The sequence below is a fragment of the Kangsaoukella pontilimi genome (genome assembly GCF_009830125.1).
Classification (GTDB): Bacteria; Pseudomonadota; Alphaproteobacteria; order Rhodobacterales; family Rhodobacteraceae; genus Kangsaoukella; species Kangsaoukella pontilimi.
Map to the genome: position 1 here is coordinate 1 of NZ_WUPT01000005.1, position 23,492 is coordinate 23,492.

General features: G+C 65.8%; 19 protein-coding genes. 13 read left to right on the top strand and 6 right to left on the bottom strand.

Features of this window, described 5'->3' with window-relative positions; translation table 11 throughout:
• Positions 1–189 precede the first annotated feature (189 nt).
• From puhB to repC, 10 genes are all read left to right on the top strand, one after another.
• Positions 190–831: a photosynthetic complex putative assembly protein PuhB gene (puhB, locus tag GQ651_RS17785; RefSeq protein WP_160765633.1), complete on the top strand. Its 642-nt coding sequence runs from the start codon at positions 190–192 to the stop codon at positions 829–831.
• Positions 832–843: 12 nt separating this feature from the next.
• A complete protein-coding gene (gene puhC, locus GQ651_RS17790) occupies positions 844–1,326 on the top strand; it encodes a photosynthetic complex assembly protein PuhC (RefSeq protein WP_227258358.1) in 483 nt (160 codons plus the stop codon).
• 21 nt (positions 1,327–1,347) lie between these two features.
• Complete coding sequence (locus GQ651_RS17795; protein ID WP_160765634.1) at positions 1,348–1,644, top strand: hypothetical protein; 297 nt, start codon at positions 1,348–1,350, stop codon at positions 1,642–1,644.
• A complete protein-coding gene (gene acsF, locus GQ651_RS17800) occupies positions 1,641–2,762 on the top strand; it encodes a magnesium-protoporphyrin IX monomethyl ester (oxidative) cyclase (protein WP_160765635.1) in 1,122 nt (373 codons plus the stop codon). The genes GQ651_RS17795 and acsF overlap by 4 nt, the downstream gene beginning before the upstream one ends.
• Before the next feature lie 85 nt (positions 2,763–2,847).
• Positions 2,848–3,630, top strand: a complete 783-nt coding sequence (puhE, locus tag GQ651_RS17805; RefSeq protein WP_160765636.1) for a putative photosynthetic complex assembly protein PuhE — start codon at positions 2,848–2,850, stop codon at positions 3,628–3,630.
• Between the two features lie 9 nt (positions 3,631–3,639).
• The gene (gene hemA / locus GQ651_RS17810) at positions 3,640–4,854 is read left to right on the top strand and encodes a 5-aminolevulinate synthase (RefSeq protein ID WP_160765637.1); all 1,215 of its coding nucleotides are present in this window, start codon (positions 3,640–3,642) and stop codon (positions 4,852–4,854) included.
• 87 nt (positions 4,855–4,941) lie between these two features.
• Entirely contained in the window at positions 4,942–5,430 is a 489-nt protein-coding gene (locus GQ651_RS17815) for a pseudoazurin (protein WP_160765638.1), read from the top strand.
• Between the two features lie 224 nt (positions 5,431–5,654).
• Positions 5,655–6,842 carry a plasmid partitioning protein RepA gene (gene repA, locus GQ651_RS17820; protein ID WP_160765639.1) on the top strand — a complete coding sequence of 396 codons (1,188 nt, stop codon included), beginning with the start codon at positions 5,655–5,657 and terminating at the stop codon, positions 6,840–6,842.
• The gene (gene repB, locus GQ651_RS17825; RefSeq protein ID WP_160765640.1) at positions 6,839–7,846 is read left to right on the top strand and encodes a plasmid partitioning protein RepB; all 1,008 of its coding nucleotides are present in this window, start codon (positions 6,839–6,841) and stop codon (positions 7,844–7,846) included. Before repA ends, repB begins: the two co-directional genes overlap by 4 nt.
• A 174-nt stretch (positions 7,847–8,020) precedes the next feature.
• Positions 8,021–9,304 (top strand): plasmid replication protein RepC, encoded by a 1,284-nt coding sequence (gene repC / locus GQ651_RS17830; RefSeq protein ID WP_160765641.1) that lies wholly within the window; start codon positions 8,021–8,023, stop codon positions 9,302–9,304.
• 34 nt (positions 9,305–9,338) lie between these two features.
• On the opposite strand, the gene GQ651_RS17835 is transcribed toward repC, so the two are convergent.
• Positions 9,339–10,391: a tyrosine-type recombinase/integrase gene (locus tag GQ651_RS17835; protein WP_227258359.1), complete on the bottom strand. Its 1,053-nt coding sequence runs from the start codon at positions 10,389–10,391 to the stop codon at positions 9,339–9,341.
• A gap of 224 nt (positions 10,392–10,615) precedes the next feature.
• On the opposite strand from GQ651_RS17835, the gene GQ651_RS17840 reads away from it, so the two are divergent.
• Together GQ651_RS17840 and scpB are read left to right on the top strand one after the other, a co-directional pair.
• On the top strand, positions 10,616–11,506 hold the full coding sequence (locus tag GQ651_RS17840; RefSeq protein ID WP_160765643.1) for a DUF1403 family protein: 891 nt from the start codon (positions 10,616–10,618) through the stop codon (positions 11,504–11,506).
• A 50-nt stretch (positions 11,507–11,556) separates the two neighbouring features.
• Positions 11,557–12,174 carry an SMC-Scp complex subunit ScpB gene (gene scpB / locus GQ651_RS17845; RefSeq protein WP_160765644.1) on the top strand — a complete coding sequence of 206 codons (618 nt, stop codon included), beginning with the start codon at positions 11,557–11,559 and terminating at the stop codon, positions 12,172–12,174.
• A gap of 29 nt (positions 12,175–12,203) precedes the next feature.
• Here scpB and GQ651_RS17850 read toward each other — a convergent pair whose 3' ends face one another.
• Together GQ651_RS17850 and GQ651_RS17855 are read right to left on the bottom strand one after the other, a co-directional pair.
• Entirely contained in the window at positions 12,204–13,076 is an 873-nt protein-coding gene (locus GQ651_RS17850; protein WP_160765645.1) for a nucleotidyl transferase AbiEii/AbiGii toxin family protein, read from the bottom strand.
• On the bottom strand, positions 13,069–13,740 hold the full coding sequence (locus GQ651_RS17855) for a type IV toxin-antitoxin system AbiEi family antitoxin domain-containing protein (protein ID WP_319637485.1): 672 nt from the start codon (positions 13,738–13,740) through the stop codon (positions 13,069–13,071). The genes GQ651_RS17850 and GQ651_RS17855 overlap by 8 nt, the downstream gene beginning before the upstream one ends.
• A gap of 538 nt (positions 13,741–14,278) precedes the next feature.
• On the opposite strand from GQ651_RS17855, the gene GQ651_RS17860 reads away from it, so the two are divergent.
• The gene (locus GQ651_RS17860) at positions 14,279–14,956 is read left to right on the top strand and encodes a Crp/Fnr family transcriptional regulator (protein ID WP_160765647.1); all 678 of its coding nucleotides are present in this window, start codon (positions 14,279–14,281) and stop codon (positions 14,954–14,956) included.
• Here GQ651_RS17860 and GQ651_RS17865 read toward each other — a convergent pair.
• Genes GQ651_RS17865 through GQ651_RS17875 form a run of 3 tightly spaced genes read right to left on the bottom strand, consistent with a single transcriptional unit; the run spans position 14,953 to position 23,486 of the window.
• Positions 14,953–18,051 (bottom strand): ATP-binding protein, encoded by a 3,099-nt coding sequence (locus GQ651_RS17865; RefSeq protein ID WP_160765648.1) that lies wholly within the window; start codon positions 18,049–18,051, stop codon positions 14,953–14,955. The two genes, GQ651_RS17860 and GQ651_RS17865, sit on opposite strands and share 4 nt — an antisense overlap.
• Before the next feature lie 15 nt (positions 18,052–18,066).
• Positions 18,067–22,083 carry a GMC family oxidoreductase N-terminal domain-containing protein gene (locus tag GQ651_RS17870; RefSeq protein ID WP_160765649.1) on the bottom strand — a complete coding sequence of 1,339 codons (4,017 nt, stop codon included), beginning with the start codon at positions 22,081–22,083 and terminating at the stop codon, positions 18,067–18,069.
• The gene (locus tag GQ651_RS17875; RefSeq protein WP_160765650.1) at positions 22,080–23,486 is read right to left on the bottom strand and encodes a hypothetical protein; all 1,407 of its coding nucleotides are present in this window, start codon (positions 23,484–23,486) and stop codon (positions 22,080–22,082) included. The genes GQ651_RS17870 and GQ651_RS17875 overlap by 4 nt, the downstream gene beginning before the upstream one ends.
• Positions 23,487–23,492: the final 6 nt, after the last annotated feature.

Below are 23,492 nucleotides of genomic sequence, written 5' to 3' on the forward strand. Positions count from 1 at the left end.
GGCCTCGCTCCATTCGTCGCGCTTCGAGGGCGTGCCGCAGGTCCGCACAGCGGGCCAGGTGACCAAGCTCGAAGAAGAGAAGATCTGCGCCTGGTACGCCGGCGGCACGCTCTACTCGTGAACTGACAAGACCGGGCGCCCCGCTCGACCGGGGCGTCTATGACCAAAAGGGAACAGAAAGGCACTGCCATGCCACATGATGACGACGTGACCGTGGAGCCGGTGAAGGGACTCCCAGAGGACCTTCCACCGGGCGAAGTGATCTTGTGGCAAGGCCGGCCCTCGGTCTGGCCCCTCCTGCGCGAGGCTTTGTCCCTGAACTGGGTACTTGGCTATTTCGCGCTTCTGATCGTCTGGCGGGTCGGCGTGTCGACCACGACATTGCCGCTCGGCCAGGCGCTTCTGACCGGACTGCCCTTCCTGATCCTGGCGGGCGTGGTGACGGCGATCCTCTACCTGATCGCGCTCGCTCAGGCGCGGGCGACGGTCTACACCATCACCTCCGAGCGGATCGCCATGCGGATCGGCGCTGCGCTGACCATCACGCTCAACCTCCCCTTCCCCAAGATTGCGGCGGCGGACCTGTCGCTGTCTCGGAACGGGACGGGGACGATTGCGCTCAGGACGATGGGGCAGGCCCGGCTCAGCTACATGATCCTCTGGCCCCATGTCCGGCCCTGGCACCTGAAGGAAACGCAACCCGCGCTCCGCTGCATCCCCGATGCCGCGAAGGTGGCCGCGATCCTTGCCGAGGCCGCGGAAACGCGGGTCAGCCGGCCCACACTCGAACGCGTCGCCATCGCCCATCCGGGCGCCGTGGCCGCCGAATAGGAGGACGGACAGATGTCGCAACGCACAGATACCGGCCTTTACTTCGACGCCGAGGCCCGCGCCATGGAACGGCGCGACCGCGAGCTGATCCCGCGCCGGCTTGTCATCGCCATGTTTTCGCTCGCCATCGCGGTGGTGCTGCTGGTCAGCTTCGCCGTTATCACGGACCGCCCGCTTGTGGGGCAACCCAAGGCGGCGCCGATCTTCACCGAACGCTTCCTCGTGCTCGACCCCGCCGGCAAGGCGATGCGGGTCACGGATGCCAACACCGGCGACGTCGTCCTGAACGTGGACAATGGCGGCTTCGTCTCGGTGGTGACGGACGGGCTGGAACGCGCCCGCATCGTCCACGGGACCGAGGGCAACCCACCGGTCAAGCTGACGCTCTACCAGAACGGCCGCCTGTCGCTCTTCGACACCGGCTCGGGGTGGAGCATGGAACTGTCGTCCTTCGGCCCGGGCAACCGGGGCGTCTGGCTCGAACTGCTGAAATAAAATCAAAAAGGGAACCAAAACATGGGACTTCTGACACGAGAGACCGAAAAGGTGCCCTGCACCGTCGAGGTCAGCCACCGCTTCGAGGAACTGTCGGCGCATGTGCGCTTCGACAACGGCGCGGTCGTCCATCCGGGCGACAGCGTTCTGGTCCATGGCGAGCCCGTCATGGCCCCCTTCGGCGAGATCGTCCGCGAGGCGCGTGAAGCGACCATCACGCGGGCAAGCGCCGTCGAACGGCTCTGGACGCGGATGACGGGGGATCTCGAATTCATCGAGCTCTGCGAGTTTTCCTTCTCGGAAGAGGTGACGCTATGAACGTGCAATCGACCGACCGTCTGAACGGCGCCCCCTCGCCCGTGTCGCGCCACGGAACCACCGACGCACCCGACACGACGTCCTCCACCGATCTGGCGATGCAGAACACCATCCTGACGCCGCGCTTCTACACCACCGATTTCGACGAGATGGACGCGATCGACGTCACGCCCGTCCGCGAGGACTGGGACAAGCTTCTGGACCAGATGCGGTCCGACCCGAACAAGGGCCACTTCAAGAAGACCGAGGACTGGGACCAGATCGACTGGGACGGCATGGAGCCGGAGCTGAAGAAGGAGTTCATCGACTTCCTCGTCTCCTCCTGCACCGCCGAGTTCTCGGGCTGCGTCCTTTACAAGGAGATGAAGCGGCGCGGCAACAACCCCGATATCTGCGAGCTGTTCTCCTTCATGTCCCGCGACGAGGCGCGCCACGCGGGCTTCATTAACGACGCGCTCCGCGAGGCGGGGATCGCGGTTAACCTCGGCTTCCTGACGAAGGAAAAGAAATACACCTACTTCCGGCCCAAGTTCATCTACTACGCCACCTATCTTTCCGAGAAGATCGGCTACGCCCGCTACATCACCATCTATCGCCACCTCGAGGCGAACCCCGAGCACCGCTTCCACCCGATCTTCAAGTGGTTCAGGGAATGGTGCAACGACGAGTTCAGCCATGGCGAGGCCTTCGCGCTTCTGATGAAGACCGACCCCAAGCTGACCGAGAGCTTCGTCAACAAGCTCTGGATCAAGTTCTTCCTGACGGCGGTCTACGGCACCATGTGGGTCCGCGATCACGCCCGGCCCCGGTTCCACGAGGCGCTTGGCGTCGACATCGAGTGGTATGACCAGGAAGTGTTCCGCAAGACATCGACCATCGCGCGCCAGGTCTTCCCGCTGGAGCTGGACATCGACCACCCGCGCTGGAAACCGACGCTGAGGCGGCTGGAACGCGCCTTCACCGATCTGGACGCCGCGAAGCGCCGGGGCGGTATCGCGGGCGCCGTGGGTCGCATGACGGCGGGCGCGCGGGCCGCTCTCGCCTTTGCGGGGCTTTATACGATCCCGTCGAAGCGGAACGCGGTGCCCGAAAACGTCCGGCTGGAGCCGGCATATTGAGGGATTGCGCCGCCTCCGGCGTCGCGGTGCGAGGGGCCAGCCCCTCGCGCTCCCCGGGATATTTTGAAACAGGCGAAGGGCAGAGGTGCTAGAGAACCCGTGGATCGCCGCGCTCATGGCGCTTTTTCTCTGGTGGTTTTCCACCGGGGCGATCCTGTTCGTGGTGCGCCGGGCCGATGGCGACGGGCCGGACGGACATGTCTGGGCCTCGCTTCTGTCGATGCCGGTGCTGTTTGCCGGAGTCGTGGGGCTGATGATGTCGCTCGAGACCGCCGGTGCGCCCGGCGCGTGGATCGGCTTCGTCTCGGCGCTCGCCATCTGGGGGTGGATCGAACTGTCGTTCCTGTCGGGGCTGGTCACCGGGCCGCGCCGCGCCCCCTGCCCTGCCGAGGCCTCGGGCTGGACACGGTTCTCAAGCGCGGTGGGCACGATCCTCTATCACGAGCTTCTGCTTCTGGTGGCGCTTGTCGCGCTCTGGGGGATCAGCCAGGGCGCCGAGACGCAGGTCGCCTTCTGGACCTTCGCGGTCCTGTTCTTCGCCCGCATCTCGGCCAAGCTGAACCTCTATCTGGGCGTGCCGCGGGTGAACCTGGAATTCATACCCGGCCCGCTGGCGCATCTGCCCTCGTATTTCCGTATCCGGAAGATCAACTGGCTCTTCCCGATCTCGATCACGGCGCTCTCCTTCGCCACCGCCTGCTGGCTGGAACGGCTGGTGGTGACGGGCGAGGTCGGATTTTCCCTTCTGGCGGCGCTGACGGCGCTCGCCACGCTCGAACACTGGCTGATGGTGCTGCCATTGCCGGATGCGAAACTGTGGCGCTGGATGCTGCCGCAACCGAAACCGAACACGACGACTGCAGACTGAAGGTGCGACATGGATTTTGAAAAACTGTTCCGGGATCAGCTGACCGAGCTGAAAGAGGAAGGCAATTATCGCATCTTCGCGGAGATGGAACGGCGCTGCGGCGCGTTCCCGAAGGCCGACAATTACGGACCCGATGGCAAGCGCGAGGTCACCGTCTGGTGCTCGAACGACTATCTGGGCATGGGCCAGCATCCGGACGTCGTGCGTGCCATGGTCGAGACGGCCGAGGCCTGCGGCACCGGCGCGGGCGGCACGCGGAATATCTCTGGCACCGTGCATCAGCATGTCGAACTGGAACGCGAGCTTGCCGATCTGCACGGCAAGGAAGCGGCGCTTCTGTTCTCGTCGGGCTATGTGTCGAACTGGGCCGCTCTCTCGACGCTCGGGAGCCGCCTGCCCGGCGCGGTGATCCTGTCGGATTCGCTCAACCACGCCTCGATGATCGAAGGCATCCGGCACAGCCGCGCCGAGAAGGTCATCTGGAAGCACAACGACCCCGAGGACCTGAACCGCCGTCTGGCCGCCATTCCCGAGGGCCGGCCCAAGATCGTGGCTTTCGAGAGCGTCTATTCCATGGATGGCGACATCGCCCCCATCGCCGAGATCTGCGACGTGGCGGATGCCCATGGCGCGATGACCTATATCGACGAGGTCCACGCCGTGGGCATGTACGGCCCCCGCGGCGGCGGCGTGGCCGAGGAACTGGGTCTGATGGACCGGATCACGCTGATCGAAGGGACGCTCGGCAAGGCCTTCGGCACCTTCGGCGGTTACATTACCGGCTCGGCGGCGCTGTGCGACTTCATCCGGAGTTTTGCCAGCGGCTTCATCTTTACCACCGCCCTGCCCCCGGCCGTCGCGGCGGCCGCCTGTACGTCGGTGAAGCACCTGAAGAGGTCCCAGTTGGAGCGTGCACGCCAGAGGCGTCAGGTGGCGCTTCTCAGGCGGCTGCTGGACGAGAAGGGCATCCCGCACATGCCCAATCCCAGCCATATCATCCCCGTGATGATCGGAGACCCGGTGAAATGCCGGATGATCTCGGACATGCTGATGGATGACTGGGGCATCTACGTGCAGCCGATCAATTATCCGACAGTGCCGAAAGGTCTGGAACGGCTGAGGATCACCCCCGGACCGCTCCATAGCGACGATGATATTGCATATCTTGTCGAGGCATTGAATTCCCTCTGGCAGCGCTGCGCGATCGCTCGCGCTGTTGCCTGATCCGAATTATCGCCTAAGTGGCGTGAATGAGCGGCGTACTGCCTTGGAAAAGCGGTGCGCCGACGAACAATGGAAGGAGATATGAATATGAAGATCACGCGTCGTGACGGCCTCAAACTGATGGGTGCGACCGCACTGGCAACCGGCCCGATGAAGGCTTTTGCCGGCAGCCATGGTGCCATGCATGAGGTTGAAATGCTGAACAAGGCACCCGACTCGAACGAGCGTCAGGTGTTCAACCCGCCTGTGCTTCAGATCGCTAAAGGCGACACGGTCAAGTTCGTGGCCACCGACCGCGGCCACAACTCGGAAGCCAATGACGACATGCTTCCCGAGGGCGCCGAAGGCTGGAGTGGCAAGATCAACGACGATGTCGAGCACAAGTTCGAAGTGGCCGGCGTCTATGGTTACCACTGCACGCCGCACCAGTCGGCCGGCATGGTGGGCCTGATCCTCGTGGGCGACGTCACCCAGGAGATGCTGGATGCCGCCGGCGAAGTCCGCCAGCGCGGCCGTGCGCGCCAGCGCATGGAAGAGTACCTCGCGCAGGCCTCCGAGATGATCGCCGCCAGCTAAGCCTTGGCGGTGAGGCACTTCGGAAAGGGCGTCCCAGGCGGGCGCCCTTTTCCTTTGGCGGTCCTCCGCACCGGGCCCGGCATGTCTCGGACCCGCCTAATCTCCCTGCCCCCCCTGCCCCGCGGCCTCAGTTTACCCTTGCGCGAATCTATCCACAGGGTGATAGTCACGGAAAAGAGCGGATAGACGACAAAATCCGTGAACACGGTGCGGGCAGCGAGCAGATGAACATGACCTTCAGCCAGGATGACCTGAACAGCGTCATCCGGCAACACTCCGAGCAACTCGCGGCGCAACTCCATGCGCAGCGCGAAAGCCTCTTTCCACCCGACGCCGCCAAGGAGATGCGGAAGTTCACCTCAGGTGAGGCCGCGCAGCTTCTCGGCGTCAATGACAGCTACCTGAGAAAGCTCCACCTCGAGGGTCGCGGCCCCTCGCCCGAGATCTCCCGCGGCAACCGCCGCCATTACTCGGCCGAGGACATCAACGCGCTCCGTCACCTGCTTGAGAAGACCGCCCGCAAACCGGGCGATTACCTTCCCGGCCGGCGCGAGGGCGACCATCTCCAGGTGATCGGCGTCATGAACTTCAAGGGCGGCTCGGGCAAGACCACGACGTCTGCCCACCTCGCCCAACGCCTCGCGCTCACCGGCTACCGCGTCCTCGGCATCGACCTCGATCCGCAGGCGTCCTTCACCGCGCTCCACGGCGTCCAGCCCGAGTTCGACCTGTTGGAGGGCGGCACGCTCTACGACGCGATCCGCTACACCTCCCCTGCCCCGATCCGGGACGTGATCCGCAAGACCTACATCCCCAATCTCGACCTAATTCCGGGCAATCTCGAACTGATGGAGTTCGAGCACGAGACACCCCGCGCCCTCTCTCAGGGCAACGCAGGTCTCTTTTTCTTCCGCGTTAGAGACGTTCTGGCCCAGGTCGAGGGCGATTACGACGTCGTCGTAATCGACTGCCCGCCGCAGCTTGGCTTTCTCACCATGTCGGCGCTTTCCGCCGCCACCGGCCTTCTGGTCACCATCCACCCCGAGATGCTGGACGTCATGTCGATGAGCCAGTTTCTCCGCATGACCGCCGACCTGATGGACGTAATCGCGGAATCGGGCGCCGACATGAGCCATGACTGGATGCGCTACGTCCTCACCCGGTACGAGCCGACGGATGCGCCCCAGAACCGCATCGTTGCCTTCCTCCGCACCATGTACGGCGACAAGGTGCTCAATGCGCCCATGCTCAAATCCACCGCCATTTCTGATGCGGGCCTGACGAAACAGACCCTCTACGAGGTCGAACGCTCGGCCTTCACCCGCACCACCTATGACCGCGCCATCGAAAGCCTGAACGCGGTGAATGACGAGATCGCGCAGTTGATTCAGCAGACTTGGGGCCGGACATGAACGACAGCCGCAAAAAGCGCATGTCGATGCTCGACACGCTCGCCTCCGCCGCCCCGGCGACGGCGCCGTCCATGATGGCCACCAACCGGGCGCTTCGCTCGGCCCGCGACGCCGTCGATGCCCACCACGTGTGGGAACTCGATCCGGCCGCAATCGTCGACAACCGCCCGACCGACCGTCTCGACACCGATGACGTGGACGACCTCCGCGACGCGATCGAGGCGAACGGTCAGACCGTGCCGATCCTTGTTCGCCGCGACCCAACGGACCCCGAGCGGTTTCACCTCGTCTATGGCCGCCGACGCCTTGAGGCGATCCGCCTCTCCGACAAGATCGACAAGGTCCGTGCCATCGTTACGTCGATGAACGATGACGATGCACTTCGCGCCCAGATCTCCGAAAACATGGCGCGGCGCGACCTGACCTTCATCGAAAAGGCGCTCTTCGCCCGCACTCTCGTGGATGAGGGGTTCGGGACCCAGGCGCATATCGCCGAGGTGCTGACAGTCACGAAATCGGCGATTTCGATGGCTTTGGCGGTGGTCGACAGCGTCGGTGTCGAGCTTGTGCGCGCCATCGGTGCCGCGCCCGGTATCGGCCGTCCCCGGTGGGAGGCGCTGGCGCGCGACATCACCGCCAGCCGCATCAGCGAGGCGGTTCTGATCGACGTGGCCGAGCGGGCCTATGTGACGGCGGAAGCCGCCGTCGTGCTTGAAGATACGTCAGAAGACCTGACCCATCCATCCGTCGCCGCGTTCGAGGCGGTCGCCGCCGAGGTGGCCCGCCCCGAACCCGTCAGGACCAAGGACAAGCCCGATCGCGGCCCTGCCCCCCTTCGCCGCGATCTCGTGATCGACGGCGAGCGTGCGGCGCGGCTGACGCGGACAAAGACCGGTCTCCGGCTCGATCTGCCCGAGGGCGGCTTCGCGGACTGGCTGGACCGGCATAGCGACAAAGTCATTCAAGAGCTTCACGACCGGTGGAAAACCGGCGCCGAAGACTGAGGTAGAGCAGAGAAAAAAGGAGGCACGAGCAGGTAAAGAAAAGGTCCCGCAGAGCGGACGCCCCACGAGACCCTAACTTGTCGTTTTGCACCCTCAAGGTAGTGGTCGGCTTTCGTTCCCGCAAGTCCTAAGTGATTCGCGGCGCGGATTTTCTGTGCCTGAGTGTGACATCACATGACTTACGTTCCCAGAACGCCGTTCAGGCGACCGGTAGAGGCTGGCCTTCTGGCCCATGAAACCGCGGCTCAGGCACCCCTGCCCCCAAAGGGCGTGAACAAGTGGGAAGTGCTCCGCGAAATCGCGGCGGCGCGTGTGGCGCTTGGAGTGTCCGACCGTGCTGTGGGGGTCCTTCAGACTCTCCTCAGCTTCCATCCCTCCACCGCGCTCGGCGGTAACGATCATGACCTGATTGTCTACCCATCGAACGCCGCGATCTCCGAGCGGGCCAACGGGATGCCGGAATCGACCCTCAGGCGCCATCTCGCGGCACTTGTGAGCGCCGGTCTGATCGTCCGCCGCGACAGCCCCAACGGCAAGCGATTTGCCCGGCGGTACGACGGCGAGAAAGAGGCGTTCGGCTTCGATCTTTCACCCCTCGTCCACCGCTACGACGAGTTCTGCCGGATGGCCGAGGCGATCCGCGCCCAGACAGAGCGTCTGGAGCGCCTCCGCCGCACCGTCAGCCTCATGCGCCGCGACCTGGCTTCTCTGGCCTCCTACGGCGCCGAGACGCGCCCTGACAGGCGCTCTCTCTGGCAGGAGCTGAACGAACTCGCCCAAAGCGTCAGCCAGGCTCTCCGCCGCGTTCCGGTCTGGGACGAGATGGAGGCATTGGAGCGGGCGCTCGACGCAGCACTCAAGACGGCGTCCGCGTTGTTAGAGCCTTGTTCAGAGACTGATGCAAAGATTATGGTCGCCAAAGACGTTCATTCTGAGCGGCACTATCAGACTTCAAATACAGACTCTTATGCCCTTGAACCTTGCTTAGAAAGCAAAGGGGCGCCGGTTGAAGCCGAAGCGTCTGAGACCGCCGATCGGGAGGCCGGAAGCGAGGCTATAGACGAAGGTCCGGTTCCGGACTCCGGCGATACCATTCGTGATCTGGACGACGCGCCCCTGCCCCGTCTGCCACTGGGGCTTGTATTAAAGGCCTGTCCGGAATTCCTGGCGATGTCACCGAACAGAATTGGCCATTGGCACCATTTCGTGCGCGCGGCGGATGTCCTGAGGCCGCAGATGGGCATTTCTCCCAGTGCCTGGGACGAGGCTTGCCGGGTCATGGGACCTGAGAATGCAGCGGTCGTTCTGGCGGCGATGCTGGAGCGGTTCGAGGAGATCTCAACTCCGGGCGGGTATTTGAGGCATCTGACACGAAAGGCGGCAGAGGATGCATTCTCACCCGGCCCGATGGTCATGGCGTTGTTGAATCGGCCGGATGGTGGAAGTTCACAGCTGTGAACTCGCACCGTCAAAGTTCACAGTTGTGAACTTTTCACAAACCGGCAGCGCGCGTCAGGTTCACCCGGAACCTGTCCCGCCGTCTCTGATAGCGGCGGGTCATTTCGGCGGACGCGTGACCGAGATGTTTTTGGACAAAGCGTTCGTCCACCTCGGCGGAACTTGCGAGACCTGCGCGGAGCGAATGGCCGGAAAAGAGGGCGAGGCGCTCGGCTTCGGGGATCTCGGACCGAATGCCGCTCTTCAGCACGGTCGCCTTGATGAGCCGGGCGACGTGTTTGTCGGAGAGGCGGGTGTCCAGTGCCTTCTGACCATCCCGCGAGGTCCGGACAAAAACGGGGCCGAAGTCGATCCGGGCGAAGTGCAGCCATTGCTCGAGCGCGTGGACGGGGCAGGTCCGGTCGCTGGAGCCGCGGCCGATCTCGACCTCGCGCCAGCCGGTCTTGGAGTTCAGGGTCAGAACCGCGCCGCCGTCTTCGATTTCGATCCAGCCGGCGCTGTCGAGCGTGTCGTCGCGGTGCATATCGAGGCTTACGATTTCGTTACGTCTGAGGCCGCCTGCGAAACCGATCAGAAGGATTGCGCGGTCGCGCAGTCCGCGAAGGTCGGCGGGCAGTGTCGCGACCATGGCGAGGATCTCATGCGGAAGGATAGCTTCCTTCTGAGTGGGCGGTCGCGCGTGTTTCCGGCGAATGCCCGCGAGAACGGTGGCGATGTGCCGATTCCCACGGTCCAGCGGCATCCCGCGTTGGGCGTAATTCCAGGAAAGGCCGGAGAGGCGCCGCTCGATCGTTGCAACCGAGAGGCGGGGAGACCCGTCGGATGGTGCGGCGAGGTCGGCCAGATAAAGCCCGATCAGTTCCGGTGAGGGCGGAACAGGGCCGGTTCCCCGAAGGCGGCACCAGCGCGCGAAATGCGCCCAGTCGGCGGCATAGGCCTTGGCGGTGTTTTCGGCAGTCGAAGCCAGCGCATAGTCGCGCGCCGTTTCAACAAGCCGGTCGAGCGCGCCGGACCCGGCAACATGCGCGGGCAGGGAGGGCTCGTCCGCGGGATCGTTTCCGTCAGTGTCGTCGGTATCTGTGCTCAAGGGCAGGGTCCTTGCCGCGTCGGACGAAAGGCGTTGAATGCGCGGAACCATGGCCGAAAGTGGTGGTGTGGAAGGCGTTCTGGGGTGCATTTGCGCATGGTTGCGACCTTAAGCCATTCATGTCCGATAATGCAAGATTATTGGACATAAACGAATCCGGCAGGGTAGGGCGGTTTATACAGTATCTTGTAGGAGAAAGCGCCGCCTTACGTTAGTCTTGTGGCATGACATATCAGGCCACAGACATCCCGGCGGGTGATCAGACAGTATCCCAGCCCCGGTCCCAGGTCACGCCCGGCTATGGCGAAACGCTTGAAGATGTGGCGTTTTTGTCAGGTGCGGCGCTGGCGCGTCTCGATCTTTTGCTGACGCGGCCCGATGTGCCTCTGTCGTTGCTGAGAGAGCGGCTTGCACTGACCGCCGCTGAGGCCTGCGTGACACATCAGGGTCGACCGGAGCGGGTGGCGGAGTTACGCGATGCGCTGGCCTTTCTGCAGCCCGGAGACAGCCCCGGACCGGCGGGCGAGGTCTATCGGGCGTGGCATCTGGCAATCGGGCGGCGCGGGCCAATGGGTTCGCTGGAGCGGGCATTGCCGGGATATGATCCGCAGGAGGTCCGTGCGTGGGCTGGCGAGACCGAGGGCGGCCCGGTGCGGCGTGCGGCATCCGTGTTGCAGCGGGTTGTCGAGCGCCAGCCACGCGATCCGGTTGCGGCGCTGCTATGTGCCGAAGCGGCCCTGTCGGCGGCGCTTGGCTGGTCCCGAACGCTGCCTGTTCTGACGCTTGGGCTGAGGCGCGCGGACCTGCGCAGAACGGCGGACGATCTGCGGCTGGTCTGTCATCGGGCGATTGCGTCGGCGGAGGCCGTGGTGACGCGCGAGGCGTCGGACCTGACGCGCCGGGCGGCGCGCCTGACGGCTGTTGCGCCCAAGCTGAGGGCGAAGGGGGCCGGGGAGGCCGTAGCGCTGTTCCTGACCTCTGACGCCGTCGCGCCCGCCGCGCTGACCGCGCTCCGGTCCCCGCGCGCGGCGCGGCGGTTCTGCGACAGGCTGGTGGAGCTTGGCGCGGTGCGCGAGCTGACCGGGCGCGACTCGTTCCGGCTGTACGGGGTCTGAGTCGTATGAGCATGGCCAGCGAAAGTGGGAACCGGTTTCGCGGTTCGGACATGCGACCCAGAAAGGCGACCGAGGACAACGCCGAACACGATCTGGACCGAGAGCTGGACGACCTGCCGCCCGATCTGCGCTGGCGCGAATGGATGCGGCGCGTCGAGGCTGTGCTGTTCGCCAGCGCGTCGCCGGTGCCCCGCGAGGATCTGGCGCGCGTCGTGGGGCAGGGGGTTTCCGTCGATCTGGTGCTGCAGGACCTTGCCGCCGATCTGGAAGGGCGGGCCTTTGAGGTGGCGCATGTGCCGGGGGGCTGGGTTCTGAGGACGCGGGCGGCATATGGCGCTGCCGTCAGGGCGGCGGCGGATGTGGGCGGTCAGATGCTCGACCTTGGCGAGTTCGATGTCGCGGTTCTGGCGGCGATTGCCTATCACCAGCCGGTCACGCGGGACGGGCTGGCGGAGATCTTCGGCAAAGACATCAGCCGCGACCTGATCGGGCGGCTTCATGCACGCGGGCTGATCGGGACGGGGCCGCGGTCGCCGCAGAGGGGGGCGCCCTATACCTATGTGACGACCGAGCAGTTTTTGGTCGCCTTCGACCTAGAGTCGCTCAATGACTTACCTGATCGGGAGCAGCTGGAAGATGCAGGGGTGTTGTCTGCAACGGGGGCTTGAGCAGGTCCGCTGAAACCAAGCAGACATCCCTATTTCCTGTTCGCAGCATCGGCGCGCGCGCAGATCGGTTCGAGGGTGGTCCAGATGTCATCCACGACTTCTGCGAGGCTGACGCCTTCGATCTCTGTCGCCTCGGAATAGGCACGCCACTGTGCGGCCTTCGTCGCGTCGGTTGCGAACGCCTGGGACAGGCCCGGTGGCCGCTCGTGCGGCACCTCCGTTTGGCGCCGCTCAAAAGTCATCTCTATGCTGGCTAGCATGTCATCTGGATGGAGATCGATGGCTTTCGGCAGCGCCCAAAGGTCGTAGTAGTCCTTCATCCGACCGTTGATGACACCGAGTGCGACGACTGCCTGAAACTTCTCCGCGATGACCGTCTCAGGCGAGTAGGCACGCACCGTTGCCGTGGGAAAGTCGAGCAGGGAGCCATAGTCGAGCGTGTAGTCGGGATTTCCGAGCGCGTCTCCGAACCCGACATCGATCGTGATCGGGATGCGCGTCTTCTCTAGGTAGGCGACCGTCCTGAGGCGCATACCGCCGTAGACCTGATCTTCGCGGATCGGGGCTGCCGTGAGACTGGCGTCGTCAAAGATCAGGCCGTCATCCGCGTCGATTGCGAGAATTTCGCCGATGGTCTTTTTCAGGGTCGCCTCGTCCTCGGCGCCGAACGACAGGAAGTCGATGTCTCGGGTGAACCGGCCTCTGTCCTTCGTCCAGAGAGTCACGAGCATCCCGCCCTTCAAGACGAACCGATCGCGGTGTGCCGACACCGACAGTCGGTAGATGAGCCGTTCCAGTCCGAATGCGACCAGTACCACGTCGAAGGCCTGTCCCTCCGATCGTGCGAGGTTCAGCAGTCTCTGACGCACCGATGCGGCGACATTCCTGTGTTTGTCAGCCATTCGACGTCACGGCCTCAAGGTAGGGACGCATCTGGTTCCAGGCGCTGTAGGTGCGCGCAGCCTCGGCAATGGCTGACGGGGTCGCCTTGCGCTGTTCGATCGCGGCCTTGAGCGCCTCTATGGCGACCGATCGATCGACGAGGCGCTTGTTTCGGAATGCGTCGGCCAGCGTCTTGGGTATCGAGTACATTCTGATCGTCGCCCCGCCCATCTGGTGGTCCTCGATACCGCTGGAGAAATAGGGTTCGCGAAACCGGACGGTTCGGATTTTCGGATAGGTGATCTTTGGTTCCCAGTCCCTGGCGCCAATGGCGATCCAGACACGTCGCGGAAGTTGATCTGTCAGGCCGTGGAACGCCAGTGCCGATGTGAGGCAGATGACGGCCTTGGGCGCGCGCTTGGCGACTTCGATGAGAGTTTCATGCGTATCGGGGGTGCTGTCGGGCAGGCTATAGAGTCCTCGACCAAGCCGGAGGATGTCTCCGGACTGCACCGAGCGGGAGATTGTTGCCGCTGACACGCCCACAGCCTCAAGATCCCGTGCCCGCGCCGGCGCATGGGACTCCAGATATTCAAGGAGGCGCTGCCTCTGTGTCGGATCTCGGGGCATTGATAGATAACCTCGGACAAAATCGATTTTCGTCTGAGGTTTTCTAACACACATACACTGCGACTGCCAAGACTGCAGAGCATCCTCCAAACAGCCACTTCCTGCAGAGAGGGCGGGAAGCGGTCCTTGCAGATGTCAGCTGCAGGGGAAAATGGTGAAACACCATGCCGGGTGGCACTTCTGGCAGACCATCAGGCGAGGGAAGCGCGCAGGAATTTCGCCCAAGACGGTCAGTATCTTTCTATGTTTGCAATCCTTGATCGGCATCAGTCCGTTGCAGGTCGGACAGGCACGGCAGAACGAACTCAATGGTCCAACTGCCGCTCAATGATGGTCTTCTGAACCTCTTTCATGATCGCATTGCCGCCTTCGATCGATCAGCCGAGCTTACCGTTGGCCACACGATCAAGATCCGTCACTATCATCAATTCCTTGCGATATTCATTCTCAATCGGGTCAACGGCTTTCAATGTAATGCGCCAATGCATTCGCGGCTCCATAGTGATAATCTGCGCAGACCAGGACCATCTTATAACCTCGCTTTCACCCCGTGATTTTGAACGGTCCCGTTGCGTTGAAGGGAATCCAGCGAATGCCGGATAGGACACCGTCGGCCGAGATTTTCAGCGACGCTCTTCGCGAGGGGCTGCGCAAGGTGGGTCATATCCGGACTCTTGCCAGGGGGGAGCCGCTTTTTCGGCAGGGCGAACCGGGGGAGTTCGTTTTCGTCGTCGACGAGGGGCTGATCGAGATCAGCGTGACGTCGGCGGGAGGGCGTAAATCGGTTCTGGCCCATTGCGGTCCGGGCGAGGTTCTGGGCGAGATCTCGGCGCTGGACGGCAAGCCGCGGAGCGCGGACGCGGTGGCGGTCAAGCCGGGCGTCGGGCGCATGGTGCATCGGAGCGAATTGCTGGGCTATCTGGCCGGGAACCCCGAGGCGATGCAGGCGCTGATCGAGGCGCTTTGCGCGCGGATCCGGAACGCGTCGGACCGGTTCGCCACGGTGGCGATCACCCATGCGGGCGCGCGGCTTGCCTCGTGTCTCTTGGGGCTTGCCGAGAAATGGGGCAAGGCGGACGCGGATGGCGATGTGACGATCATGCTGGCTTTCTCGCAGTCCGAGATCGGCGCGCTGGCCGGTCTTGCCCGCGAGAACGTAAGCCGGCATCTGGCGCGGCTGACGCGGGACGGCGTCTTGTCGGTGACCGAGGGGATCATCGTACTGCACGACATGGACGCGCTGGAGCGGATGCTGGAGGCGGGCGGCTAGGGCCGGAGTTTCGCCAGTGCGCGGTCGGCGCGGGCGACCAGGACAGGGACGCCTTCGGCCAGGGCGGCGGCGTGGCCCGCGGTAAGGTGATCCCGCGCCACCTTGCGGCGGCGGCGGGCGAGGGCGACGAGGCCGAGCCCGATCTTGGCCCGCGCGAAATGGGCGCCGCCCGCCTCGCGTTCCAGTTCGAGGCAGCGCTGAAGCTCGGTGCGGGCGTGGCGGAGCGCGGTGGGCCTGATCCGCAGGAAGGTGATGATGTCGGCGGCCTCGGGCCTTTCGCGGTGCGGTTTCGGCCGGTCCGGCGGCGCTTCGCTGTCGGGGTCGATCAGTCCGGCGGCGGAGAGCAGAACCTCGGCTTTCAGAAGGCGGAACTGTCGTTCGACGTTGACGTTGCCAAGCGGCGCGACCTCGGTGAGGAGGCGGTTGAGGCGCTGCCATCCGGCATGCAGGCGGCCCGAGCGGAATTCGATGACGGTGCCGATCCACTCCATGGAATGAAGGAGATTGTGATCGCCCATATGGCGGTATTTGGCGATGGATGCCTCGACCTCGTCGCGGACCGTTTCGGGCTGGGCGAGGAACGTGGCGCTGAAGAGTTCGACAGTGCGGCAGACGGATTCGTCGCCCGAGCCGGGGATCGCGTTGCGGCGGCCTTCGGCCACGGCGTCGAGCGCGCGCTCGGGGTCGCCCTCGATGCCGAAGATCAGTGCCTTGGACCATGCTGCGAAGGCGAGTGCGCGGCGGTCGTCGTAGCGTTTGGCGAAGGTCAGGATGCGTTCGGCGGCGGCAAGCGCCTCTTGCTTGCGGCCCACGCTGCGATAGGCGGAGGAAAGCTGGTAGAGCGCGGTCATGGCGAGGTGCCGGTCGTCGATGGCCTCGGCGACGGGGCGGATTTCCGCGGCCAGACGCTCGATGGTTTCGATGGTCTGCCAGCCCGTCTCGTCGAAGACGCGCATGAGCGCGGTCTTAGCCCAGGCCGCCCCGCCGGGATCGCCGGCGGCCTCGGCGTCGGTGAGCGTGGCCTGCGCCAGCGCCTCGGCGCCCGCATAGTCGCGGGCCTGACACATGGCGATGGCGGTTAGGGTCCGGGTGATGCTGAGAGCGGAGGAATACCCCTCGCGCTCCATGCGGGGCAAAGCGCGTCTGGCCGTGTTTTTCAGGCGGGCAAAGTCGCCCATCTGGAGCAGTGTTCTGAGCCAGGTCAGCACGAGATCGCGGTATTGCGCCTCGTCGGCAAGGTCGGGCGCATGTTCGAGCTGGGCGAAGGCGCGTCCGAGGGTCTGGTCCGCTGTCGGCAGGTCGTAGTCGCGAAGCGCCGCCTGACCGGCCCTGATGAAGGCGCGGACCGCGTCGCGGGCGTTGCCTGCGGCGTCGTGATGATAGGCGAGCCGCGCCCAGTCCTGCCCGTCGCTGCCGGTCGATGCTTCGAGCGCCCCGGCGATCCGCTTGTGCGCGCTCTGGCGTCTCTGGGTCAGAAGACTGCCGTGGACCGCGTCCCGGACAAGGGCGTGCGAGAAGCGCCACTGTCTTGGGCCGGTGGGCTCGATCAGGTCGGTATCGGCCATCTGTCCGAGAGTGCTGGCCCGGCCGAGGGCCGCGTCGAGGAGGTCTTCGGAGAAGTCCCGGCCGATGGCGGAAGCGGTCTCGATCGCCTCGCGATCCTCTGCCGTGAGCCGGTCGACGCGGCTGAGTATGAGCTGTTCGAGCGTGCCGGTCAGGAGGGATGCGGTTTCGCCGGCGAGGTCGAGCCCGTCGGGCGAGGCGGCCAGACGACCGGGTAGGGACAGGGCGCGGGTGATTTCTTCGGCCACGAGGGGATTGCCGCCCGATTTTTCCGCGATGAGCTGCGTCAAGGCCGGGCTGATCCGGCCCGGAAGGCGCATGGAGACAAGCGTTTCGATATCGGCGGAGGCCAGCGGTGCCAGAGCGATCCGGCAGAGTGCCGGGCTGGAAAGCCACGGCGCGGTGGCGGTGGGGCGGTGCGTGACGATGAAGGGCGCGCCCCTGTCGAGCAGCATCGCCAGAACCGACGAGGAGGCGGAGTCGAGCCAGTGCGCATCCTCGACGAGAAACACGATTCCAAAGCCCCCCGCGATGCCGGTCAGGAGTGCGCCGAGCGCTTCGCGCGTGCGGATCGCGCGGCTCTTGTCGTCGGATTTCGGCCCGTCGCTGTCCAGAACGGCGACGAGCGGGCCTGTCAGGTCACTTCCGAAACGTTCGGTCGCCGCCGCCACGATGTCGGCGCGTGTGGCGTCGCGGGGGCAACCGGCGGCGTCCCGCACGAGGTCGAAGACAAGCGCGAAAGCAGTGTCCGTGGGGGCGCATTGTCCGGTGGCAATGGTCTTCCGGTCGGAAAGCGCCGTCGTGATCTCGTAGGCGAGGCGGGACTTGCCGATGCCGGGCACGCCGGAGAGGGCGACGGGTCTGCCACCGGCGAGCGCGGCCAGTGCCGTGTCAAGCTCGGGCTTGCGGCTGACGAAACCGGAAAGGCCGCGCTTGGCCGTGCCTTCGAACCGTGTTGCGGGGTCGGTCAGCCCTTCGAGGCGATGCCAGGTGACGGGATTGGCGAAGCCCTTGAGCACCAGCGTGCCGGTGTCACCGGTGAGGACGAAGCCCTCGCTTTCGCGGACGATGGTGTCGGAGGCGATGATGCCGCCCGGCGGTGCTTCGGCCTCGAGCCGGGCCGCTTCGTTCACTGCGTCACCGATCAGTTTGACGCGCGCGTCGTTCACATGGGCGACCATGATCGGGCCGCCGGACAGGCCCGTCCGGAAGGACGGGACGGACCCGTATTCGGCCCTGAGCGCCTCGGCTTCGGCATCGAGCGCGCGGTGGAAGGCGAGGGCGGCACGACAGGCCATGACGGTGGCGTTTTCAAGGGCGACCGGCGCGCCGAAGGCGGCGAGAAAGCCGTCGCCGGCGGTGTCCACGATCCGGCCGCCGTGAGCCTCGACCGTCTTTTCGGCAAGGGCGAGCGCGTGCTGGGTCAGCGCGAAGGCGCGTTCCTGTCCGAGGTCCTGTGTGGTTTGCGTGAAGCCGACCATGTCGCTGGACATGATGGCCGCCCACCGCTTGTCGCCGGACGTTCCGTCCACGTGAATTCCCTTACGTCAAATACGAAGGAGACTTTCGCGTATCCGGGGGAAGATGTCACGTGCGGCATGTTTGCCGATGAAGCAGTCCATGTGGCCGTAGTCGGGGAACACGATCCGGTCGAGGGGCGGCGGGGACGGACCGTCAGCGAGCCATTTCTGAGTGCGGAGGGTCGCTTCGGGCAGCATTTCGGGGTTCTTCGCACCGGCGATGAAGGTGACGGGCATGTCGATCAGGTGCCGGTTGGCGAGGTAGTCGGTCTTGCCGTCCATCGACAGGAGGTGCCCCGCGCCAAAGATGCGCGAGATGTGGATGAAGGGTTCGGTCGAGACGGGGCCGAAGACGTGGCGGATGGCGGTGTGGGTGGCGTCGTTCAGGTTCTCGTGCCGGTAGCTGGGGCCGAAGATGCCGTTGATGCGGTGGCAGGTGGGGCTGTTACAGGGGACGGGCGAGAAGCTGGGGACCGTGTAGAGCAGCGCGTCGAGCGTGGCGCCGAAGAGGATGCCGGGGTCCAGAGGGCCGGGCGAGCGGGGGTCGACCACGGGCAGGCCGCGCTTTGCGAGTTCGATCATGTCGGCTGGCAGGCCCAGCCCCTTGAGGATTGCGAGGGCGCGGTCGGGCAGGCCGTGGGCGATGGCGCGGGCGACGTCGCCGTCGGCCTTGGCGTAGTTGAACCAGTTGGTGATCGGGTGGGCGGCCAGTTGCGAGGCGACGATGCCGTCAACGCGGGCATGGCCGCCGAGGATCGCCATGAAGAGCGACATGGACCCGATGCAGTGGACGACGGCCTGGAGGCGCTTTGGTTGGGCGATGTCCCGGATCAGGTCGAGCGCGGCGGGCCAGTCCTCGCGCGCGACGTCGTCGAGGGTGAAGGGGTGCAGGCTGGCGTCGATGGCGCCGCTGCCCCGGTAGTCGAAGAGCCAGACGTCGAAGTCGTGGTCGAGAAGCTCGTGCACGATGGTGCGGTCGACCGTGGGCATGGCGAAGGAGGACGCCTTGGTGCCGAAGCCGCCCGCGAGGATGACGGCGCCGTTGGCGGGTGTCTCGTCCCGGCGGTAGCGGGTCAGCGCGAGGTAGCGGCCGGGGGCGACGCGCGGGTGATGACGCTCGGGCCGGGGGAGGCCGTCGGGTTGGGGCATGTCCTCGCCCGCCTCGGCGGCGGTGGCGTTCGCCATGTAGGAAAAGATGCCGCCATAGGAGCGGAGGACGAGGCCGCCCATGCGCGCGAAGACGGTGCCCCGGTAGTAGGTCTCGGCCGTCCCGGCGGCATCGACGTTGCGGGCCAGAGTCGTGGCGAGGCAGGCCTTGACGAAGGCGCTGCGGAAGTCGTGGCCGGCGACGGTATCGGGCCAGTCGGCGGGTGGGGCGTTTGCGATGAGGCTTTGGACGTGCGCCCAGCTTTGGGCGAGCGCGTCGTCAGTATATTCGAAGGTGAGCGTGCGGGCCTGACCGATCAGGTCTTCGAAGCCGACGTTCAGGATGCCATGGGCGACAGGCGTGCCGGTGTCGTCGCTGACGGTGACGAAAAGCTCGGTCAGGTCGCGCCACCAGTGCGAGCCCTCGCGGCGTTGCAGGCGCTTCTTGCCGAGGAAGTGCAGAGGTTTGCCGGTGCCTTTGTCAGGGGTCAGGGTGCCGTCGTAGATCATCTCCCACGCGTCGATGTCCTGCGCGTCGGGCATGAGAAAGCGGAAGGTGCCTTTGATCCCGAACGTGCCGCCAAGGGCGTCGGACGAGAGCGTGCCGGACAGGATCTGTGCCGTGCCATCGGGGGGCGTGATCGCGGTCTTGACTGAGGGCGCGAAGATCCGCGTGTCGTCCAGGGTACAGTTGACCGGTCCCGCGACCGCCGCGCCGTAGGGGTCGGAGGGCGGGGGAGCGTCATGGGTGCCGATGGCCGAGAGGTGGCCGGTCATGCGCTCGGGGAAGTGGACGGCGGGGGAGGGGTCACCGATGAAGTCCTCGGCTGTGGTGATGGCCCAGGGCAGGTCGTCGTTGGCCACCGCGTCGCGGATATCGGCCAGGACCGTGCGGAGTTGTTTGAGGACGGGAAGGACGATGGTATCGGGCGCGTCTCCCTCGGTCAGGGGTTTGACCGCCGTGGCCGCGTCGGGCAGGTCGAGCGGTTCGAGATACTCGGCCAGCGTCGTCCATGCCTTGACGAAGGCGGCGTAAATGACGAACGCCTTTCCGCCCCGGATCACATCTTCCAGCGTGTCGAGCGTGGCGAGCGCGCTGTCGAGCATCGCGACGATGTCGAAGGCGGGGGTGACGGGGATGATGGCGCGGTCCTGCTGCGGAGCGGGGGACCAGTCGATGTGCCAAGCGTTGGCCTCGGCGAAGCGTTCGATCGCGCGCTCGGCCACCGCCGTGATCGCGAGGTGCGGATTGACGCCCACCGCGCCGGGAAGCGCGGCCCCGTCGCAGACCAGAAGGCCGGGATGGAGGGTGCCGTCGCGCGCGAAGACACGGCAGTCGGCGTCGACCGTGCCGGTCGTCACATCGTCGCCCATGGGGCAGCCGCCGAGAGGGTGGACCGTGGTGACGCGGTTGTTGAAGGCGTCCTGCCAGAGCGGGTTCGGCAGGTATTCGGCCCTGAGCACGTCGGAGGCGCGTCTGACCCAGGTCTCATCGCGGAGGATGGCCGGGTCCAGGCCGCCGCCCGGCCATCTGACCACGACGCGGTCCTGTTCGATCTCGAGATGCCCGGCGGAGGCGTCATGCGCCATCACGAGGAACGGCACGGTGCGCGAGACCGGTCCCTGATAGGCCATGTCGGGCAGGCGTTCCGGGTGCTGTTCGAGCACGGCGCCCATGTCGCGGGCGTCCATGAGACGCTCGGGCAGATCTCCGAAGCGCGAGGGGTCGCCCATGAGCGCGTCGAGCGCGGGGAAGGCCACGGCATAGGCGGTGGCGAGCGCGCCGGGCATCACGCCTTCCTCGATGATGAGGCCGTCGGTCAGTTCGGGCGTATCGCGAAGGTCGATCACGCCGGTGATGCAGGGGCCGGGCTGGAAATGCGGCCGGTCGGGCGCGTTCGGGCCCGCGCCCACGGCGAAGACCGGCGCGCGGTCCGCCCCGGCGGGGATGTTGGCGTTGTAGCCGAAGGCCCAGACATCGCCATTGCCCGAAAACCGGCTGCCGAGCGTGTCGGACAGCGGCAGGCCCGCGCGTTCGCTTTTCAGGAGGATTTCGGTCGAGCCGAGAGTCCCGGCGGCGAGGACGACCACATCGGCGGTGACGTCGCGTGTGTCGCCCGTGTCGAGGCAGAGGACGTGGAGCGTCCAGTTCCGCTGTGCGGTATCGTCGTTCCGGGTGAGGTGGATGACCTCGGCCCCGGTGAGAAGGGTGGCGCCGAACGCCTTGGCGTCGGGCAGGTAGTTCATCAGGGTGGTGTTCTTTGCGCCGTAGTTGCAGCCCGACACGCAGTCGCCGCAATCGGTGCAGGCGGGCTGCCAGAGACCGGCGGCGTTATAGCCGTCTTCGAAGGTGACGTTGATGGGCGCGCGGCGGAAGGGTTTCCCCAGCCCCTCGGCGGCGCGTTCGAGCGCGTCGAGCTTGGGGAGCGTCTTGTCCGCCGGATAGGTCGTGGTGCCGAGCATCGCGCGGGCGCGGTCGTAGTAGGGGGCGAGGATGCCGGTATCCTCGCGGTAGGGTTCGGGCCACGTCTTCAGCACTTCGCGGAGCGGTTCTATCGCCACGTTGGCGTTGATGAGAGACGTGCCGCCAAGGCCGCAGCCCACCAGCACGTTGACGTCATCCCCGACGCGCAGGTCGTAGAGCCCGTCGCGCGCGCCGACGGTGTCGCCGGAATGGCTGAGTGTGATCTGGAAGGCGTCCGCCGCCGCTTCGCCGGTTTTGGGATAGTGGCCGGGGGCGATCTCGCGGCCCCGTTCGAGGACCATGACATCGCGGCCCGCCCGCGCCAGGCGGGACGCGGCGACGCCGCCGCCATAGCCCGAGCCGACGACCACGATCTCGGCGTCTGTGTCGGCGTCGGTGAAGCGGCGCGACAGGGGGGTCCATGGATAGGTCATTCGGCGGCCGCCCCGAAGGCGCGGGAGGTGGCGCCGAGAAGCAGGTCCTGCCGGGCGCGGTAGGCGTCGCCCACCACCGTGGCTAGGTTGTCCCAGGCGGGGGCGCTCTCATTGAGCCAGCGCTGGACCTCTGCCCGGAACGCCGTGTCCCCGGCGGAGCCGTCGCCCAGATGGTCGAGATGGGCGACCGGGACAATCCCGTTGTCGGGCGTCTTGAAGAGCCGGACGGACGCGGTGCGGAAGTCGTCGGAGATCAGGACCATGGCGGCGCCTTCGGCATTGTCGAGGCGCGGGCCGTTCAGGGGCCATCCGCCGGTGTTGTAGACCTTGACCGGGGAAAGGCCGGGGACGGGCACGCGGTCGGAAAAGGGTTTGTGGGTGTGGCCGAAGACGAATGTGAGGTCGTCGGGCGGGCCGTCCAGTTCCCCGGTGATCTGACGGGCGGTCGGACCGGCGATGTAGCTTGTGAGACCGGCGCGGCCGTCGGTGGTGAGCGCATCGACCACGGCCTGGCGTTCGCTGTCGCGGAACGCGCCGAGAGAGGCGTCGAGCGCGATGCGGATCGCGGCATGGAGGGCGGCGCGGACCTCGCGGTCGCCGGAGAGCGGCAGACGCTCGCCCAGGGCGTCGGAGGCGGCCTCGGCCCATCTGGCGGTGAGATTGCGGAAGCCGACGGAGGTCAGGAGTTTCTGGTAGAGCGCCTCGGACCGGGGTCCGAGATCGGCGGCATCCCCGAAGGTGGACCAGAAGAAGTCGATCCAGCCGGCGTTTTCCGCCGAGAGCCGTTCGACGGTCAGGGGGCCGGGGTTGGTGCCGAGGCGGTCGAGAATGGTCGAGATCAGGTGATAGGGCGCCTCGACGAAATGGCCGTGATGCAGGAGGACGGCGCGGGAGCGGTCGCCGAAGCCGATATTGGGGTAGCGGATTTCGGGCGCGTCGAAGCCCGCGCGTTCAAGGAGCGATGTGAGGAGCGGGCTTGTCGCCGGGGGCTCGGTGTCGGACGACCATGCACGGGTGGCGGAGAGGTAGGTGGGCGTGCCGTCCGACCGGCGGAGCGTGGCGGCCTCGACCGAGAGGCGCGCATCGGTCCAGAGGGCGTGGTCGTGATTGCCGGCGGTGGCGATCACCTCGCCCGAGAGGCCGCCGGTGTCTTTGAGCGCCTTCAGGAAGCCGAGAGCGGTGAGAAAGGAAGTCGCGCGGTCGGAGAACTGCAGGTCGAGCACGTCACCGAGGAGGATCAGGCCGGGTTTCGTGCCGGCGGCGGCGAGGAAGTCGCCGAGGGCGGTCGCGAAGGTGGTTGTCGTCGGGCTTGGCGTCGACGGGTCAGGCCCCTCGGGCACGTGGCTGAGAAGGGAGGTCGTGGCGCCGGCGTGCAGGTCGGAAAGGCATATGTATCGAAGCATGTCAGA